Genomic DNA, 15476 nt, shown 5'->3' with positions numbered 1-15476 from the left:
AATGCTGATCCTTGGCCTGATTGCCGGGTTCCTGCTCGGCGCTGCAACCGTCATCGGCCTGGCCGCACTCAGGTTCGCCCGGGGCAACTGGGGCGAGCAGGACGACACGGACCAGGCGGGCGCGTGATCCTCGCCGAACTCCGCGCCAACGCGTGGAAGATTATCGCCGGCATTGCCGCAGCGCTGGCGGTCGCTGCGCTGATAGGCCTTCTGTACTTTCGTGGGATTTCCGCTCTTTCCGATGCCCGCGCCGCAAAGGCCGAGCAGGAGAGAGATTCGGCTCGCCAGGAGGTCGTTTCGCTGAAGGAAACGCTCGAGACCGAGCGCCGGCGAGCGGACCAGATGGCGGTGATCGCCAAGGATTACGAGGAGCAGAAGGATGCGGCAGCGGCTGAGTCTGATCGGATCATTGCTGATCTGCGTAGCGGCAACCTGCGGCTTCGGAAGCTGTGGCAAGCCTCGGCAGCCACCGCCGAGCTGTCCCAAGCTGTCGCCTCCGCCGCCGAGCCTGATGAAGGCGCCGCAGACCGGGAACAAGGTGCGGCAGATCTTGTTCGAGCCGCAGACGAGTGCGACGCCCAAGTCCGCGGGCTCCAGCAGGTGATCGAGGCGGATCGGAAATGAAGGCGTCAGAGCTGATCGCGGAACTGCAGAAGGCGATAGCCGAGCATGGCGACTTGCCGGTCTGCGGGTACTTCGAGTGTTACACGATCGAATCCGAGCGGGTCGAGGTGGCCGACGGTCCGAACTGGATCGAGGGTCATCGTGTCGATGCTCCAGTATTCATTGTGGTGGAAGGATGACCGAAACCCGCTATGCCTCCCGCAAGTTCCTCCTGGCCTGCGCCGCTTGGCTGGCCGGGGTGGTGTTCTTCTCCATCGGCAAGATCGACGCAGCCCAGTGGCTGAGCCAATCGGCATGGGTGCTGGGGTTGTATCTGGCGGGCAACGTGGCGGACCAGGCGGTGACGAAGTGAGTGGGAAGGGCGACACGCCGCGGCCGTTCGCGGTAGACGACAAGACGTTCTCGGACAACTGGGAGCGCACGTTCGGAGTCAAGGCATCGTCCAACTCCAAAACAGAGGCAGATAGAGATGGCGGGCAAGGGAAAGCCCAAGACGGGCGGCAGGCAGAAGGGAACGCCTAACAAGCTGAATGCGGCGCTGAAGGAGATGATCCTGCAGGCCGCCGAGCAGGCGCACCCCGAGGGCACGGTCGGCTATCTCAAGCTGCAGGCGATGGAGAACCCGTCTGCGTTCCTTTCGCTGCTGGGCAAGGTGCTGCCGATGACCTTGGCCGGCGACCCTGAAAGCCCTGTGACGGTCGTTCAGTGGCTGAAGTAATCACGATCGACTATCGGCCTAGGCCGCAGTCGGTCGCGTACCACAACCGGGAAGAGCGCTGGGCCTGCTCTGTGGCGCACCGCCGGTTCGGCAAGACGGTGCGAGAGATTAACGAGCTCATCAAGCGCGCGGCGCTGTGTGAGCTCCCCAACCCACGTTACGCCTACCTGGCGCCGTACTACGGGCAGGCCAAGGCGATCGCGTGGGACTACCTGAAACACTACGCCAGGCCGATCACGGCGGGCAGGCCGATGGAGTCGGAACTGTCCGTGGAGCTGGTCAATGGGGCGCGCATCCGGCTGTTCGGGGCAGACAACCCCGATGCGCTTCGCGGCCTCTACCTGGATGGCGTGGTGCTGGACGAGTACGGCGACATGCGGCCGTCGGTGTGGGGCGAGATCATCCGCCCGCTGCTGACGGACCGGAAAGGCTGGGCAAGCTTCATCGGAACGCCGAAGGGCAAGAACCACTTTCACGCTCTGGCGGTGCAGGCGAGGTCGGACCCGTCCTGGTTCTACCAAGAGCTCAGGGCCAGCGAGACGGGCATCGTCGATGAGGCAGAGCTGGAGGATGCCCGCAAGGCGATGACCCCTGAGCAGTTCGCCCAGGAATTCGAGTGCGCCTTCGACGTGCCGGCGCTGGGTGCGATCTATGCAACTGAGCTCGCCCAGGCGCGAAAGGACAAGCGTATCGGGACGGTGCCGTATGACTCGGCAGCCCTGGTGCACACAGCATGGGACTTGGGGGTGGGCGACGACACGTCGATCTGGTTCTACCAGAACGTCGGCCGCGGCATTCACCTGATCGACTACTACGCGTCCAGCGGGAAGCCGATCACGCACTACCTGGGTGTCCTGAAGGCCAAGCCGTACAACTACGGCTCGCATTACGTGCCGCATGACGCAGAGGCCAGGGAGCGCTGGACCGCTACGACCATGACTGAGGTGGCGGCGTCTCAGGGCTTCCGGATGACTGTCCTGCCACGCGAAGGTCTGGAGCAGGGCATCAACGCTGCGCGGATGCTGTTCAGCCGCTGCTGGTTCGACGAGCAGAAGTGTGAGGACGGTATCGCCAGCCTGATGAACTACCGGCGCGACTACAACGACAAGCTGGGCGAGTTCAAGGTCGCCCCCGTGCACGACTGGGCCAGTCACGGCGCGGACGCATTTCGCTACCTGGCCATGGCCAACGCATCAAGCAAGCCCTTCGACGGCCACCCGCTGAAGTATCCGCGAGCCGGCATCGCATGACGACCCACTAAGGGACCGACTTGACCAAGAGCAAGATGACCGACGGCGAGCTCTGCGCGCTGATCGACCGCCAATGCGAAAACTCAATCGGCGCTGACGACTTCTACGCCCAGCAGCGACGCACGGCGATGGAGTTCTACATGGGCGAGGCCAAGGGCGCGCTTGCCCCGCCCGAGGTCGAGGGCCGTTCCACGGTCGTTTCCAAGGATCTGATGGAGACGGTCGAATGGGCGATGCCGGCGATCATGGAGGCGCTGACCGGCGCTGATGACGTCGTGTCGTTCCGGCCGACCCGCCCAGGCGATGAGCAGGCCGCCGATGACGCCACGGTCTACATCAATCACCTGCTGTACGAAGAGAACGAGGGTTTCGTCACCCTGCACGACGCCATCAAGCAGGGCCTGATCGGCCGCTTCGGCGTCTGCAAGGTCTACTGCGACGAATCCTGGGAAGAGAAGGAAGAGCGTTACGAGGGCCTGAGCTCAGACGAAGTCGAAGCGCTGGGCCTGGACGCGGACATTGAGGTGGTGTCCGTTGAGTTGACGGGCGTTGTACCGCCCGAAGGCGTGGTCGACAGTGCCAGCCTTGAGCAGTTCTCCGTAGTCGCAAAGCGCCGCGAGAAGCTGCGTCGGTTCGTGGTGGAAGGAGTCCCCCCGGAGGAGTTCCGGGTGAGCAAGGATGCTCGCACGTTGCAAGCGGCCGAGTTCGTGGCCCACGAGGTGGAGCGGACCGCGTCCGATCTGATCTCTGAGGGTTGGCCGAGGGAAGAGGTAGAGAAGCTGCCCCGCGGTACGGACTACCGCACGCAGAACGACGAGGCCGCCCGCCACAGTTACGACGGCACCTGGGAGACGGACGCCAACGAGGGCGACCGCTCGCAAGAGAAGATCGTCGTCACCGAGGCCTACATTCGGGTCGACTCGAATGGCGATGGCGTGGCGGAGCTACGCCGGGTGAAGAAGGCCGGGACGTACATCCACGAGAACGAGGTCACGGATGACCACTGCTTCTCGCTGTTCACCCCCATTCTGATGCCCTACAAGATCATCGGTCTGTCGATGCACGACATGATCGAGGACTTGGTCCGGATCAAGACGGCACTGACTCGCCAGGTGCTGGACAACGTCTACCTGAGCAACACCCCGATGAAGGGCGTTGTCGAGGGGCAGGTCAATCTAGACGACCTGCTGAATGCCCGTCCGGGCGGCATCGTCCGGATGAAGAACCCCGAGGCGATCAAGGAGCTGCAGACCCCGTTTGTTGCGGGCGCTGGCCTGCAGCTTCTGGAGTTCGTCGACCAGGTCCGCGACACGCGATCGGGCGTAACCGAGATGAACTCGGCACTCAACGCGGACAGCCTGAGCAAGGGCAGCATCGGCTCCGACGGCGTCCAGGCCATGATGCAGGCCGGCAGTCAGCGCATCCGTCTGATTGCCCGAGTGCTGGCCGAGACGGGCGTCAAGCGGCTCTACATGCTGCTGCTGAAGCACGCCACGCAGTACCAGGACCGTCCGGCACAGGTGCAGGTCAACGGCCGCTGGTTACAGGTTGACCCGCGCGAGTGGGTGCACGGTTTCCGTCTGCGGGTGAATGTCGGCGTCGGTGCGCTGGAGAAGCGCCAACAGGTCGCCAACCTGACCACGCTGGGCGGTATTCAGGAACGTCTGATGCCGCTGGGCATCGTTACCCCGCAGAACGTCCATGCGACGGCTACGGATCTCGCCAAGGCGATGGGCTATCACGACCCCGAGCGCTATTTCACCCCACCAGGCCCGCAGCCCCCGCCGCAGCCTCCGGTCGAGCTCCAGCTTGAGCAGATGAAGCAGCAGGGCGCGCAGCAGTTGGCCCAACTCAAGGGGCAGGTCGACATCGAAGTCGAGCGCCTGAAGCAGGAAGCCCAAGCGGCTCAGGCGGCGCAGGAGACGCAGCTAGAAGCCGAGCGCAATGCGGAAGAGCTCCGCAACCAGATGACGCTGGAGCAGTACAAGGTCGACCGCCAGATCGAGCTCGAAACCTTCAAGGCGAACTTGGCCGCGCAGACCGATATCCGCAAGGCCGAGATTGCCGCCCAATCCTCCGTCCTGAGCGCATCCCTGCAGCCGCAGGAGGCTGGCAATGGACAGGACTGAGACTGAAATCGCACGCGGCGAGCGCGCAAAGCAGCTTCTGGAAGACCCGCTACTGTCAGAGGCGTTCGCCCTCATCGAACTGGAGTATCTGAAGGCATGGCAAAACAGCCCAGCAAGGGACGTCGAGGGGCGGGAAGCCCTGTTTCTGTCGATCAAGAACCTGGAGAAGGTGCGCGGGCACCTGTTGCAGGTGATGGACTCCGGGACGCTGGCGAAACTGTCGCTGGCCCAACGAGCTGGCCAGTCGCTGAAGCGCGCCTTCTCGAAATAGAGGCCGAGCACGGTTTGTTGGGGCGGATTGTTGTCCCGTTTGACGATTTTCCGGCTGTCTATACGAGGCCGTTCTTCGGTTGTCCCGTGGAGCGGGGCGATCGTTTCACAGTGCTGACCTGCAAGGGAACTTGGGAAAGTTAACCCGTAGCGGGGACGCACTCACATGGAGTGTGGCGGATGACGAGTCAACCGGAGACGGAACTCAACGGCGGTGAAGAGCTCAACGAAGACGCTGCGATTCTGGAGCAGCTAGCCCGTAGGCGGGAGCAGGCGAGCCAGGAAGGGCAGGAGGTCGGCGAAGAGCAGGAAGAGGCGGAAGTTGAGGCCCAGGAAGAGGCCGAAGACGAAGACTCCGCGCCGGTGGTCGAACAAGACCCCGAGATCGACCTTGGTGACATCAAGGTCAAGAAGTCGGAGCTAAAAGCCGGCTACATGAAGGACGCTGACTACCGGCAGAAGACCGCTGAGGTAGCCGAAGCCAAGCGAAACGCACAGGCTCTGCAGGATCGAGTCGAGCAGGAGCGTAACCACTACGCCAACCAGCTGGACACGCTCATCAGCCAGTTGCAGACGCAGCTTGTCGGTGACCAACAGGCTCTCGCGGAGTTGGCGGCGACAGACCCTGCCGAGTGGGTGCGCCAGAACGCGGCCTACCAGCAACGATTCCAGCGGTTCCAGCAGGCCTTGGGTGAGCGCCAAGTCATCGAACAGCGCGCCCAAGAAGAGAAGAACCGCAAGCGCAACGATTGGATCCGATCCAACTCAGAAGCGCTACACGCCAAGCTGCCTGAGTGGAAGGATCCGGCGGCGCGGACCAAAGAACTGGACGAGATGGCCGCCTACCTGCGCCAGCAAGGCGTCAGCGAGGAGGACATGGAAACGTTCATGGATCACCGCGTCTATCTGATCGCCCGCAAAGCGTGGTTGGCTGAGAAGCAGCAGGCTGCGCGCGTCGCGGCCAAGGACAAGCAAGTCAAGCAGCCGCCACCGAAGCCCCTCAAGGCCGGTGCGGCACAAACCGAAACCAAGGTCAGTGATGCCCTGGCTGAGGCGCAGAAGCGCGCCAAGTCGGGCCGGGAAGAAGACCTCCTGCATCTCATGGCCGTCAAGCGAAGGATCGCTCAGTGACCATCATTGCCAATACCCTGACCACGTACACCGCTGTCGGTCTGCGTGAAGAGCTGTCGGACGTCATCGACAACATCAGCCCCACCGCCACCCCGTTCTACTCGGCCCTGCGCAAGAAGAAGATCGTCTCGCGTAAGCCCGAGTGGCTGACGGACTCCCTGGCGACCGCGGCGAACAACGCCGTGATCGAAGGTGACGACGTGACATCGTTCACCGCCGTGGCGCAGCCGACCCGCTGGGACACCTACGCCCAGATCAGCACCAAGAACTTCATCATCTCGCGCACCGAGAACATCGTCGACAAGGCTGGCCGCGACAAGGAAGTCGACTACCAGACCCTGAAGAAGACCAAGGAGATCAAGCGAGACGTCGAGGTCGCGATCATCCAGAACACGACCTACAACGCTGGTGCGGCTGCGACTGCACGTCAGACGCGTGGTCTGGCCGGCTGGATCCGCCAGGGCTCGGTCGGCGCAGGTGCCGGCGTGTTCCCGGTCCCCAGCACCAATACCGCTCCGGTCGCGGGCACGGGCCGCGCATGGACGGAAGCGCTGCTGAAGGACATGGCGTCGGACGCTTACAACGCCGGCGGTGAGCCGACCCTGCTCATCTTGCGTCCGCTGGACAAGCAGCTGACCTCGGCGTTCGCCGGCAACGCGACCAACTTCAACCAGGCGTCGGGTAACACGATCAACGCCGCCTATGACTGGTACGTGTCGGACTTCGGCAAGTTCAAGGTCGTGCCGGATCGCTTCTGCGATGCTGCCGCGTACCTGATCGACCTGGAGCATGTGTCCTTCGGCACGCTGGACCCGCTGACCCGCTCTCCGCTGGCCAAGACCGGCGACGCCGACAAGATGTTGCTCACCATGGAGTACGCGCTCCTGATGGACAACCTTGACGCGCACGCGGTCGCTCGCGACCTGACCTGATCGATCGGTTAGCTGTACTTCGGAGGGGCCGGGAAACCGGCCCCTCCTTCTTTTGGAGGATCAATGGCAACCATCGCTCTAGGCATCATCACGAAAGCGAGCAACCAGTGCCCTGTGCTGCCAGATGGCGGCAAGGCCATCACCCCCAGCGATGCGGACACGTTCCAGGGACCGGTCGCTGTATTTGTTGGCGGCGCAGGTGTCGTCACCTGCACGCCGGCCAACGGCGGCGCGGACGTCGCAATCACCATGCCGGCCGGTGGCATCGTTCCGTTCCGCGTTCTCGCAGTGAAGGCAACGGGCACCACGGCCACGCTGCTGGTGGCGGTGTACTGACATGGCGCACAACACGGTTACCAACACGACCCCCGCACGGACGAAGGTGAAGGTCTGATGGAACTGAAGACGGTCAACGTCGTCGAGCAGGACGGCGTTATCTACCACCAGGAGGCTCAGGACGTCGAGCCGATCCTGCGTCACGTGAAGTACCTGCGCGACACGGGGCAGACGGGTGACAAGGAGATGCGCCACGCGGCCAAGATCCCATGGGCCGTTAGCGAGGCATGGCGTAAGGCCCGCGGACTGACGTTTCACGAGATGCTTGCCAATCCGGCGATCGCTACAGCCTTCCTCAACAGCGAGGAAGTACGCCCGTATCGAATCTGGCAGGGCCAAGCCTAAATGGCCTTCTCCAGCTACAACGAGTTCCGCGCAGCCACGCTGCTGATGATCGACGGCGACGACGTCCAGTCGAACATCCAGCCGGCGACGGTCGACCTGATGATCTCCCTGGGCGAGTCCATCGTGCACTACGGCAACGGGGCAGGCCTGGGTCCGCTGCGTGCGTCGACCATGGAAGCGAGCCTGACCGGGACCGTCACGGACAATGCGGTCGCGATTCCAGCTAACTGCATGGAACTCGTCATTGCGTGGCTGGACGACGGCGACCCGTTGGACATGTGCGACGAGCGCGACCTGCGACGTCGGCTGCCCTGCATGGATGGTGGAGAGCCTCGGCAAGCTGCCCAGGCTGGCGAGTCGATCATCTTTTCGCCGGAAGCCCCCGATGGCGCCCTGCTGGGTGGCCGCTATTACGCCAAGCCCACACCCCTGAAGGACGGGCTGCATGCCACATTCAACCGATATCCCGAGCTCTACCTGTACGCAGCGCTGCTGTCGTCGGCCCCGTTCATTGGTTTCGACAAGCGTATCCCGGTCTGGCAGGGGTACTACGCGACTCTGCTTGACCAGGCGAACAGCCAGGAGCGCATGCGTGTGAAGGGTGGCGGACGGCTGAGGCAGGTTCCGCGCTAATGCGTCGCCCCATCAACACCGTCAACGGGACCTACAAGGACCCGAACCGGATGTATTCGGCGCAGGACGCGCTGAACGTCATCCCGATCATGGCGGAAAAGGGCGGGACGCGGACGGTGTCCAAGTACGTGGACGCGCCCGGACTCAAGCCGTTCTGCCGGATTGGCCAGAACGGAGGCGAGGCGGGCTTCGTGGCCGCGGGTGCTGGGCGCGGACTGCGGGTGGTGGACGGCAAGTTGTACGCCGTCGCGGGCCGCAACCTGTGGCAGATCACCTCGGCGGGCGTGTCGGTCAACTACGGCACGATCCCGGGCGTCGGACGCGTCTCGATGGCGCACAACCAGCGCGGCCTGGGCAACGAGCTGGCGATTGACAACGGCCAGTCGCGCTACGTGTTCAACACGCAGACCCAGGTGCTGCAGAAGGTTACGGATGAGTCCTTTCCGGGGTCGATCAAAGCATTCTTTATAGACGGATCGATCGGGTATATCGATCCGCAGGGGCGCTACTGGGGTCACTCAGATGTCGCGGACGCGCTGTCGTACCTCTCGCTGAATCGATACTTTGCGGAGGGTCAGCCGGACCGAATTGTGACTGCGCACGTTGCGGCCCGCGAGGTCTTCATCTTCGGAGACCAGACCACAGAAGTGTACGTTAAGGCCCCATCCGCAGATGGCATCGCACCTTTTGAGCGGGGGACCAACACGTATTTGCAGGTTGGTTGCAGTGCCCGCGACTCGGTGTGTTCGGTTGGAAAGGTGGATGTGTTCCTCGACCAGAATCGCACAGTTCAACTTCTGGACGGCTACACCACGATCCCGATCAGCACCGCGGTCATCGACTCAGCCCTGCAGGCGTGCACCAAGCAGCAGATCGCCAGCGCCTACGCCTTCGCGCTGGAGTCGGAAGGCTTCCAGATATACTACCTGACCGTGCCGGGCAAGTTCACCTTCGGGTACGATTTCAAGAATCGCGAGTGGCACCGTCGCAGTTCTACAGGGCTGGACTGGTGGGCCGTCACCGACGTGGTGCAGTGGAACGGCCGCTGGTACGCGCTGGATAGCCGCCGCGGCGACATCCTCGAATTGCGCTGGCGGGATTACCCCTTCGACGTGCAGGAAAAGCTGGTGCGCGAGTGGGTGACCGGAGACATCAGCGCCGACCAGAACCCGGTTTTCATCCACGAGCTTGAACTGCTGTTCGGCTGTGGCGGTCAGGCCTACACGGCTATCGATTTCCCCGATCAGCCGCTTGGGCCGGCGATCAGTGGGTCGGCGCCGGATGGCTCTATCGGCATCGCCTACCCCGGCTACACCTACACGGTAACGCCTGGCGATGCGCCTATCGCGCGCACCATCCTGCGCTCCGGGTCGACCGACTTGGAGTCACTTGGTCTTTCGTGGGACCAGGGCACCGCATCCATCGGGGCCGACACGCCCACCTCATACGGCACGGTGACGCTCAACCTGCGCACGTTTGACACCAACGGGCTGTTCACGGATCACACCGACACGTTCGAGCTTTCTCTGCCGCTACTGGTCTACGGGGCCACGACTTCCATTTCTCGCAGCCTGCTAGTGGTGCCAAACGGCACGGATTGGTCGGGCCCACTGCTAAGCACGGCCGACAGTCAAGGAAATGTCCTCGGTGTCAGCGGTGGCAGGTTCCTGTCTTGGAGCACGGGCTCGCTTGATTACTCCGATAACTTCTTCTCCACGAAGACAGACTCGGCAAGTTCGCTTGGCGGGGCTGGTGGGGCGCGTGGCGGCGCTTCGAGGGGTGGGGTCGTCCTAATCGGCGGCGGTCTGAACGGCATGTACCGCAGTACCGACAGGGGCGTCACGTTCTCGAATCTCGCCTATCCCGGAAACCCTCGCGGACAGCACGTCGCCGTAAACAGTAGCGGCGTGTGGGCGACCATATCCCAGTACGAAACTGCTGGGTTCACCAGCGACACTGACGGCGCCACGTGGACTGCCCGTAGCGCACACGGCGTCACGCTGAGTTCCGGCGGGATGATGGTTGCGGTTGGTAATTGGTTCGCATTCTGCGGACGCGACAACGCTACGACAAAGCCTGTGTTCGTGCTTACCCAGGACTTTGTCAGCTTTACGAAACACGTTCTTTCTTCAGCTACCGGCACAGTCGCCACCGCCGTCGAGGGAGTGTTGGATGGAGACGAGTACAAGTGGGTGATCGGCACGAATGACGGCCAGTTCTTCTACAGCAGCGATACCGATGTGCCCGTTGTTGCATCCGGCTCGCTTGGCGTGGGAGTGAACAAGATCATCAACACCGGCTTGCTTTGGATCGCGGGCGGCGGGACGGGTGGGCAGGTCAAGACCAGCACTGACCGAAACATTTGGACGGCCCAGACTCAGCCTTTCGGCTACGACATCATCGATATGGCGAGGTACGTCCCATGAGCGATCGCAAGGTAACGCTGTTCGTCAGCAAGGACGGTGGGCACAACTTCGGCCCTGCGCGTGAGCAGAGCTTGGGGGAGCTGGGTCAGTACCAACACCGAGTCCGGTTTCGCCGGCTGGGGCGTTCGGAGCAGTTCTGTTTCAAGGTCCGGGTGACCAGCCCGATTGTGATGGATCACATTGGCGCTGTAGCTGACATGGAGGCCGGTGAGTGATGGATCTGACGCTCACGGAAGGAGCGATCACGCCGACCTATGATCAGATCCGCACGTTGGAGGCCGAGATTGCCAAGCTTCCACCGGCAGAGCTGGTGGAGACCCACCACTTCGCCCATGGCATCTATGGGCGCGAGTTGTTCATCCCGGCCGGCACGGTGCTGACTGGGAAGATTCACCGAGACTCCACGCTCAACGTGCTGATCCAAGGCTGTATTCGCGTCACCAGCGAAGACGGCACGGTGCGGGAAATGGAAGCCCCTGCCGTGTTCGTCTCGCCGCCAGGGTGCAAGAAGGTCGGGTTTGCGATCACCGACACGCGCTGGCTCAACGTCCACCCCACCAAGCTGACGGACCTTGCTGCCATCGAGGCCAAGTTCATCGTCCCCGAAGAGCCACTTTTGGAACATGGAGGTTCCGAACAATGTCTTGGGCAGCAGTAGCCGGCGCGGCAATCACCGTCGTAGGCGGTGCGATCAACAACAGGAACGCCAAGAAGGGCCAGCAGGCGGCGCTTCGTGGGCAGGATGCAGCCACGGCAGAGCAGGCGCGTCAGTACGACCAGAGTCGCGAGGACATGCTGCCCTGGCTTCAGGCTGGACAGCGCGGCCTGAACCAGCTTGAGCGGCTTAATTCTGGCGACTTCTCGTCGTTTCGCGAGTCTCCTGACTACGAGTTTCGTCGGCAGCAGGGGCTTAGAGGCTTGGCCGAAATGGCGTCTGCTCGCGGCAACTTTTTCGGCGGGCGGATGGATAAGGACATCATCGACTACAACCAAGGGCTCGCGACCCAAGCTTACGGCGACTACTACAACCGCATCGCAAGCCTCACCGGAGTTGGTCAGACGCAGAGTCAGAGCCTCGCCAGCCTGGGGCAGAACTACGCCAACAATGTCGGCAACCTGGCGATCGGCCGCGGCCAGCTGCAAAACCAGTTCTACCAGCAGCAGGGAGACAACTACAGCCAGATCGGCGCCGGCATCGTTGGCGGTCTGAACAACTGGTATCAGAACAACAGCGCCCGTAACGGTGGCGGCACGGGCTGGTATCTGGGCAACAATCCGGGGAAGGGCTGATGGCGAATCTGTTGGAACTGGCCGGCTATGTCCAGAAGCAAGGCGAGCTTGGCCGTCAGCGTGGCGAGCAGTCGCGTTTGGCGAGTCTCGCTTCTCAGGCCTACACGGCGCCACGTGCTGATCGGCAAGCACTATTGGGCCAGATGGCGCAGACCAGCCCGGATGCGGCCGTGTCGCAGCAGAAGATTTTCCGCCAGGGCGACAGTGACCGCATGGCCGACCTGTCGCGCAAGGCGAAAATCTTCGTAGGTATGGCCGAGTCGGGCAACTCGCAGGCGGTCGCCTCGCTGTACCCGCAGATCGCGCAGGAGGCCCGTGACCTAGGCCTTGGCGACATTCCGCTCGAGTACAGCGACGCGTTCCTGCCGGGGTTGAAGCAGTTCGCGGCCATCCTTGACGATGGCCAGGCGTCCGAAGTTGGCGTGCAGTCCACCTACGTGGACGCGCAGGGCAATCGTGTGGCCATCTTGCGTGACGGCTCTACCCGCACGCTCGGCCAGAACGCCCCGAACAACCAGATCATCGACACGGGCAACGGCTTCTACGGTGTCAACAAGGGCAATCTGAGTGCTGCGCCGGTCATGGTGGGCGGCCAGCCGCAACAGGCTCCGCAACCGTCGCTACAAGCCGGCCTGTACCAGACCCCGGCCGGCATGGTACGCATTGGTGACGACCTGACGCCCGAGATGCAGCAGGCAGCGCTTGCCGACATCCAGGCAGGCGGCACGGCGCAGAATGTCCAACTTCCGCCGCGCAACGTTGGGCCGCAGCAGTTTGGTGGTGGCCAGCAGTTGCGGAGTGCGCCGAAAGCGCAGGCGCCGTCGGAACTTGAGCGCCGGCTTCAGATGGCAGACCAACTTGGGGCGACGCCTGAGGAAAAGCGCCGCATGGTCATCGGCGGCAACTCTGGCCGAGACGCCCAGCGGATCAGCGCCAAGGATGCGACCACAGCGCGCCAGAAGATCACCCAGATCCGTGCGGCACGCCAGCAGATCCAGTCCGCACGCCAAGCGTTCCAGAAGTTGCGAGGCACGTTCTCTGCGGGTCTCGGCGGCCAGTACCTGCCGACTCCGGAAGGCCAGGCATTTGACCGCGCCATCGCCAACTTGGCGCCGCTGATCACCGCTGTCACCCGCGTCCCCGGCGTCGGTGCGATGTCGGACTACGAAAGCAAGCTGCAGAACGCTGGTCTGCCGTCCCGTGGAACCTACGAGGACGTCACTTTGCAGCAGTTCCAAGACCTCGAAAACCTGCTGAATACCGTCGAGGGTGGCTACAACGACCTCTTGAGCGGCGGCCAGGCTGCGCCGACCGCTGCCGACGAGGAAACCTCCGTGGATGACCTGCTGAGCCTGTATCGCTGATGGCGACCATCGAAGAGCTGGAAAACGGATTGCGGAAGGCGCATGCGGCGGGTAACACGGAACACGCCCGCCGGTTCGCGGAAGAGATCCGTAAGATGCGGGCAGCCCAGCCGCAGCCACAGGGCCGTGTCAAGCAGCAGCCTACGCCCCAGCGCCCTAGCGGCCGCTCCGGCAGCGCCTACCAGGACTACATGGCCGGCGTGGGCAAGTCCATCGTCGACACTGCGCGCGGCGCGTATCAGTACGGCGTGGATGCGGTGGCCGGACAGGATGGCGGTGTGCCGTCGGGCTTGTCCGCGATCCTGAATCTCGCCGGGCAGATCCCAGGTGTCGGCGATCGCGCCCGACAGGAGAGCGCTAAGCTCCGCACGGAAGAGGCCGAGCGTCGTCGGCTGTCACCTAGCATGGCTGAGGATCCGGCTTTCGCATTCGGCAACGTTGTGGGCACGGTCGGTCAGATTTTCACTCCAGGCGCTGCCCTGCGCGGGTCGAGGGCAGGCCAGGTGTTCATGCCGACTACCGCGCGTGGCAATGCCTTGCAGGGCTTGGCGCTGGGTACGGCCCAGCCTGTCGCGGCCGAGGGCGAGCGCCAGGTGAATCAGGGTATCGGCGGCCTCGCTGGATTCCTTGGCGTCAAGGTACCTCAAACTGTTGGCGCCACTGTCCGCCCCGTTCGCAATGCCTTGATGGACCTTCTTGGACAGCCGACAGCCACGGGAGTCGAGAGCCGTGCTGGCCGCATGATCGCTGACGAGGCTGGCGGAATTCGTCCTCTACTCACCCCTTCGCCATCGGCTGTGCAGGGCGCGCGCCGCAGTCTCGCCGAAGAGTCACTCAATCCGGGTGTCGCTCGGCTGGAGCGGCAGATGCGCGGAGCTGGGCCGGCAGGCGTGTTCACTGACCTCGATCGGGCCAATGCGGCGGCGCGAGTCGCTGCCATTCGCCAGATCGCCGGGTCGGAAGCAGATATGGCGGCGGCAGAGTTGGCGCGCGATTCCGCTACTAGCCGGCTTCGCGACGCTGCCTTTGCTGAGGCTGACGATATCGCCGCGCAGGCGTACCGCTACGGCGCAACTCCAGGCGGGAATGTGAAGGATCTCAGGGCCGGGTTCAATCAGCTTGCCGCCAACCAAGGTGGCCGCAGCACGGTCCAGCGAAGCATTGGGTCAGTTGTTGATGAGCTGGACAATGCTGAGCCAAGCGCCCAGGGCCTTTATCAGGTTCGGAAGTCCATCAATGACCTAATTGAAGGAAAGGCCGGGACCGAGAAGTCATTTGCGAAGGCGGCCAAGGCCGAGCTAATGCAGATGCGGGGGATGGTTGACGACGAGCTGAGTCACATTGCCCCGTCGTTTGACGAATACCGCGGCGCCTTCCAGTCGATGAGCCGTCCGATCAATCGCATGCAGATCGGTAAAGAGCTGCTGAAGCGTGGCGCTCGTGGTGGTCGACGCGACCCAGAGACCGGTATCCGTCCACTTACGCCTGACGCGTTCGGCGGACTCGCCAATGATCTTGATGCCGTCGCAAGCCGCGCAACTGGCTTCTCGAAAGCCAAGGCAGCACAGATTCTCAGCCCCGAAGACATTGCGACGATCAAGGCTGTACAAGATGACTTGGATCGCCAGTACTTCCGCTCGACCGCAGGGACTGGTGGAAACTCTGTCACGCAAGAACGGCAGGCTCTTGCGCGCAGAATGGGCAGGGAGACACTCAAGTCCCTTCCTCTCGGCGTGGGTCGCCTTGCAGAGGGGTTGGAAGCGATCGGTGAGCGCAGACTCAACGAAACGCTTGCGCGTCTTCTCGCGAATCCAGATGAAGCGCGCCGCGTGCTGTCGAGCCTGAGTCGTCAGGACAAAGCTGCGGTCAACAAGGCGCTACTGCAGATCTCGGCCCGTACCGGTGCGAGCGTCCCCGCGCTCACGGAATAGCCATTCCTTGAGCTTGCCGTCTGGAATGAAGCGGCCGAGGAAGTGCGAGCCCTTGTAGACGACCACGTAGTAGCCGAAGGCGAGCAGCAAGATTGCC

The 15476-nt window shown here is 63.1% G+C and carries 19 protein-coding genes; all 19 read left to right on the top strand.

The features are described from left to right. Position 1: 1 nt before the first annotated feature. The 19 genes from AC23D6_RS13065 (at position 2) to AC23D6_RS12975 (ending at position 15379) form a co-directional block, all read left to right on the top strand. Positions 2-127 (top strand): hypothetical protein, encoded by a 126-nt coding sequence (locus AC23D6_RS13065; protein ID WP_487749683.1) that lies wholly within the window; start codon positions 2-4, stop codon positions 125-127. After that, complete coding sequence (locus tag AC23D6_RS13060) at positions 124-624, top strand: lysis system i-spanin subunit Rz (protein ID WP_487749682.1); 501 nt, start codon at positions 124-126, stop codon at positions 622-624. Before AC23D6_RS13065 ends, AC23D6_RS13060 begins: the two co-directional genes overlap by 4 nt. Continuing rightward, positions 621-803: a hypothetical protein gene (locus AC23D6_RS13055; protein ID WP_487749681.1), complete on the top strand. Its 183-nt coding sequence runs from the start codon at positions 621-623 to the stop codon at positions 801-803. The genes AC23D6_RS13060 and AC23D6_RS13055 overlap by 4 nt, the downstream gene beginning before the upstream one ends. After that, complete coding sequence (locus tag AC23D6_RS13050; protein WP_487749680.1) at positions 800-976, top strand: hypothetical protein; 177 nt, start codon at positions 800-802, stop codon at positions 974-976. Before AC23D6_RS13055 ends, AC23D6_RS13050 begins: the two co-directional genes overlap by 4 nt. A gap of 117 nt (positions 977-1093) precedes the next feature. Then, positions 1094-1342, top strand: coding sequence for a hypothetical protein (locus AC23D6_RS13045; RefSeq protein WP_487749679.1), 249 nt, complete (start codon positions 1094-1096; stop codon positions 1340-1342). Then, a complete protein-coding gene (locus tag AC23D6_RS13040; protein ID WP_487749678.1) occupies positions 1330-2592 on the top strand; it encodes a hypothetical protein in 1263 nt (420 codons plus the stop codon). Before AC23D6_RS13045 ends, AC23D6_RS13040 begins: the two co-directional genes overlap by 13 nt. A gap of 20 nt (positions 2593-2612) precedes the next feature. Beyond that, positions 2613-4721, top strand: coding sequence for a portal protein (locus AC23D6_RS13035; RefSeq protein WP_487749677.1), 2109 nt, complete (start codon positions 2613-2615; stop codon positions 4719-4721). Further along, positions 4708-4992, top strand: coding sequence for a hypothetical protein (locus AC23D6_RS13030; protein ID WP_487749676.1), 285 nt, complete (start codon positions 4708-4710; stop codon positions 4990-4992). The genes AC23D6_RS13035 and AC23D6_RS13030 overlap by 14 nt, the downstream gene beginning before the upstream one ends. A gap of 179 nt (positions 4993-5171) precedes the next feature. Next, the gene (locus AC23D6_RS13025) at positions 5172-6122 is read left to right on the top strand and encodes a hypothetical protein (protein WP_487749675.1); all 951 of its coding nucleotides are present in this window, start codon (positions 5172-5174) and stop codon (positions 6120-6122) included. Next, positions 6119-7054: an SU10 major capsid protein gene (locus AC23D6_RS13020; protein ID WP_487749674.1), complete on the top strand. Its 936-nt coding sequence runs from the start codon at positions 6119-6121 to the stop codon at positions 7052-7054. Before AC23D6_RS13025 ends, AC23D6_RS13020 begins: the two co-directional genes overlap by 4 nt. Positions 7055-7117: 63 nt before the next feature. Next, entirely contained in the window at positions 7118-7390 is a 273-nt protein-coding gene (locus tag AC23D6_RS13015; protein ID WP_487749673.1) for a spike base protein, RCAP_Rcc01079 family, read from the top strand. A gap of 57 nt (positions 7391-7447) precedes the next feature. After that, a complete protein-coding gene (locus tag AC23D6_RS13010) occupies positions 7448-7735 on the top strand; it encodes a hypothetical protein (RefSeq protein ID WP_487749672.1) in 288 nt (95 codons plus the stop codon). Next, positions 7736-8368: a phage adaptor protein gene (locus tag AC23D6_RS13005; RefSeq protein WP_487749671.1), complete on the top strand. Its 633-nt coding sequence runs from the start codon at positions 7736-7738 to the stop codon at positions 8366-8368. Continuing rightward, positions 8368-10794, top strand: a complete 2427-nt coding sequence (locus AC23D6_RS13000) for a packaged DNA stabilization protein (RefSeq protein ID WP_487749670.1) — start codon at positions 8368-8370, stop codon at positions 10792-10794. The genes AC23D6_RS13005 and AC23D6_RS13000 overlap by 1 nt, the downstream gene beginning before the upstream one ends. Then, complete coding sequence (locus AC23D6_RS12995) at positions 10791-11009, top strand: hypothetical protein (protein WP_487749669.1); 219 nt, start codon at positions 10791-10793, stop codon at positions 11007-11009. The genes AC23D6_RS13000 and AC23D6_RS12995 overlap by 4 nt, the downstream gene beginning before the upstream one ends. Then, on the top strand, positions 11009-11452 hold the full coding sequence (locus tag AC23D6_RS12990) for a hypothetical protein (protein WP_487749668.1): 444 nt from the start codon (positions 11009-11011) through the stop codon (positions 11450-11452). Before AC23D6_RS12995 ends, AC23D6_RS12990 begins: the two co-directional genes overlap by 1 nt. After that, positions 11434-12084 (top strand): hypothetical protein, encoded by a 651-nt coding sequence (locus AC23D6_RS12985; protein WP_487749667.1) that lies wholly within the window; start codon positions 11434-11436, stop codon positions 12082-12084. Before AC23D6_RS12990 ends, AC23D6_RS12985 begins: the two co-directional genes overlap by 19 nt. After that, complete coding sequence (locus tag AC23D6_RS12980) at positions 12084-13448, top strand: hypothetical protein (RefSeq protein WP_487749666.1); 1365 nt, start codon at positions 12084-12086, stop codon at positions 13446-13448. Before AC23D6_RS12985 ends, AC23D6_RS12980 begins: the two co-directional genes overlap by 1 nt. After that, positions 13448-15379 carry a hypothetical protein gene (locus AC23D6_RS12975; protein ID WP_487749665.1) on the top strand — a complete coding sequence of 644 codons (1932 nt, stop codon included), beginning with the start codon at positions 13448-13450 and terminating at the stop codon, positions 15377-15379. The genes AC23D6_RS12980 and AC23D6_RS12975 overlap by 1 nt, the downstream gene beginning before the upstream one ends. Positions 15380-15476: the final 97 nt, after the last annotated feature.

The sequence above is a fragment of the Pseudoxanthomonas sp. G3 genome (assembly GCF_057654715.1).
This window is presented reverse-complemented; position numbering and strand designations above follow the sequence as displayed.

Excerpts from the sequence above, each read along its gene's own strand:
- AC23D6_RS13025 (WP_487749675.1), top strand. The coding sequence starts at position 5,172 with ATGACGAGTCAACCGGAGACGGAACTCAACGGCGGTGAAGAGCTCAAC.
- AC23D6_RS13010 (WP_487749672.1), top strand. The coding sequence starts at position 7,448 with ATGGAACTGAAGACGGTCAACGTCGTCGAGCAGGACGGCGTTATCTAC.
- AC23D6_RS12975 (WP_487749665.1), top strand. The coding sequence starts at position 13,448 with ATGGCGACCATCGAAGAGCTGGAAAACGGATTGCGGAAGGCGCATGCG.
- AC23D6_RS13050 (WP_487749680.1), top strand. The coding sequence starts at position 800 with ATGACCGAAACCCGCTATGCCTCCCGCAAGTTCCTCCTGGCCTGCGCC.
- AC23D6_RS13055 (WP_487749681.1), top strand. The coding sequence starts at position 621 with ATGAAGGCGTCAGAGCTGATCGCGGAACTGCAGAAGGCGATAGCCGAG.
- AC23D6_RS13065 (WP_487749683.1), top strand. The coding sequence starts at position 2 with ATGCTGATCCTTGGCCTGATTGCCGGGTTCCTGCTCGGCGCTGCAACC.
- AC23D6_RS13015 (WP_487749673.1), top strand. The coding sequence starts at position 7,118 with ATGGCAACCATCGCTCTAGGCATCATCACGAAAGCGAGCAACCAGTGC.
- AC23D6_RS13005 (WP_487749671.1), top strand. The coding sequence starts at position 7,736 with ATGGCCTTCTCCAGCTACAACGAGTTCCGCGCAGCCACGCTGCTGATG.
- AC23D6_RS13030 (WP_487749676.1), top strand. The coding sequence starts at position 4,708 with ATGGACAGGACTGAGACTGAAATCGCACGCGGCGAGCGCGCAAAGCAG.
- AC23D6_RS12990 (WP_487749668.1), top strand. The coding sequence starts at position 11,009 with ATGGATCTGACGCTCACGGAAGGAGCGATCACGCCGACCTATGATCAG.
- AC23D6_RS13000 (WP_487749670.1), top strand. The coding sequence starts at position 8,368 with ATGCGTCGCCCCATCAACACCGTCAACGGGACCTACAAGGACCCGAAC.
- AC23D6_RS12995 (WP_487749669.1), top strand. The coding sequence starts at position 10,791 with ATGAGCGATCGCAAGGTAACGCTGTTCGTCAGCAAGGACGGTGGGCAC.
- AC23D6_RS12980 (WP_487749666.1), top strand. The coding sequence starts at position 12,084 with ATGGCGAATCTGTTGGAACTGGCCGGCTATGTCCAGAAGCAAGGCGAG.
- AC23D6_RS12985 (WP_487749667.1), top strand. The coding sequence starts at position 11,434 with ATGTCTTGGGCAGCAGTAGCCGGCGCGGCAATCACCGTCGTAGGCGGT.
- AC23D6_RS13045 (WP_487749679.1), top strand. The coding sequence starts at position 1,094 with ATGGCGGGCAAGGGAAAGCCCAAGACGGGCGGCAGGCAGAAGGGAACG.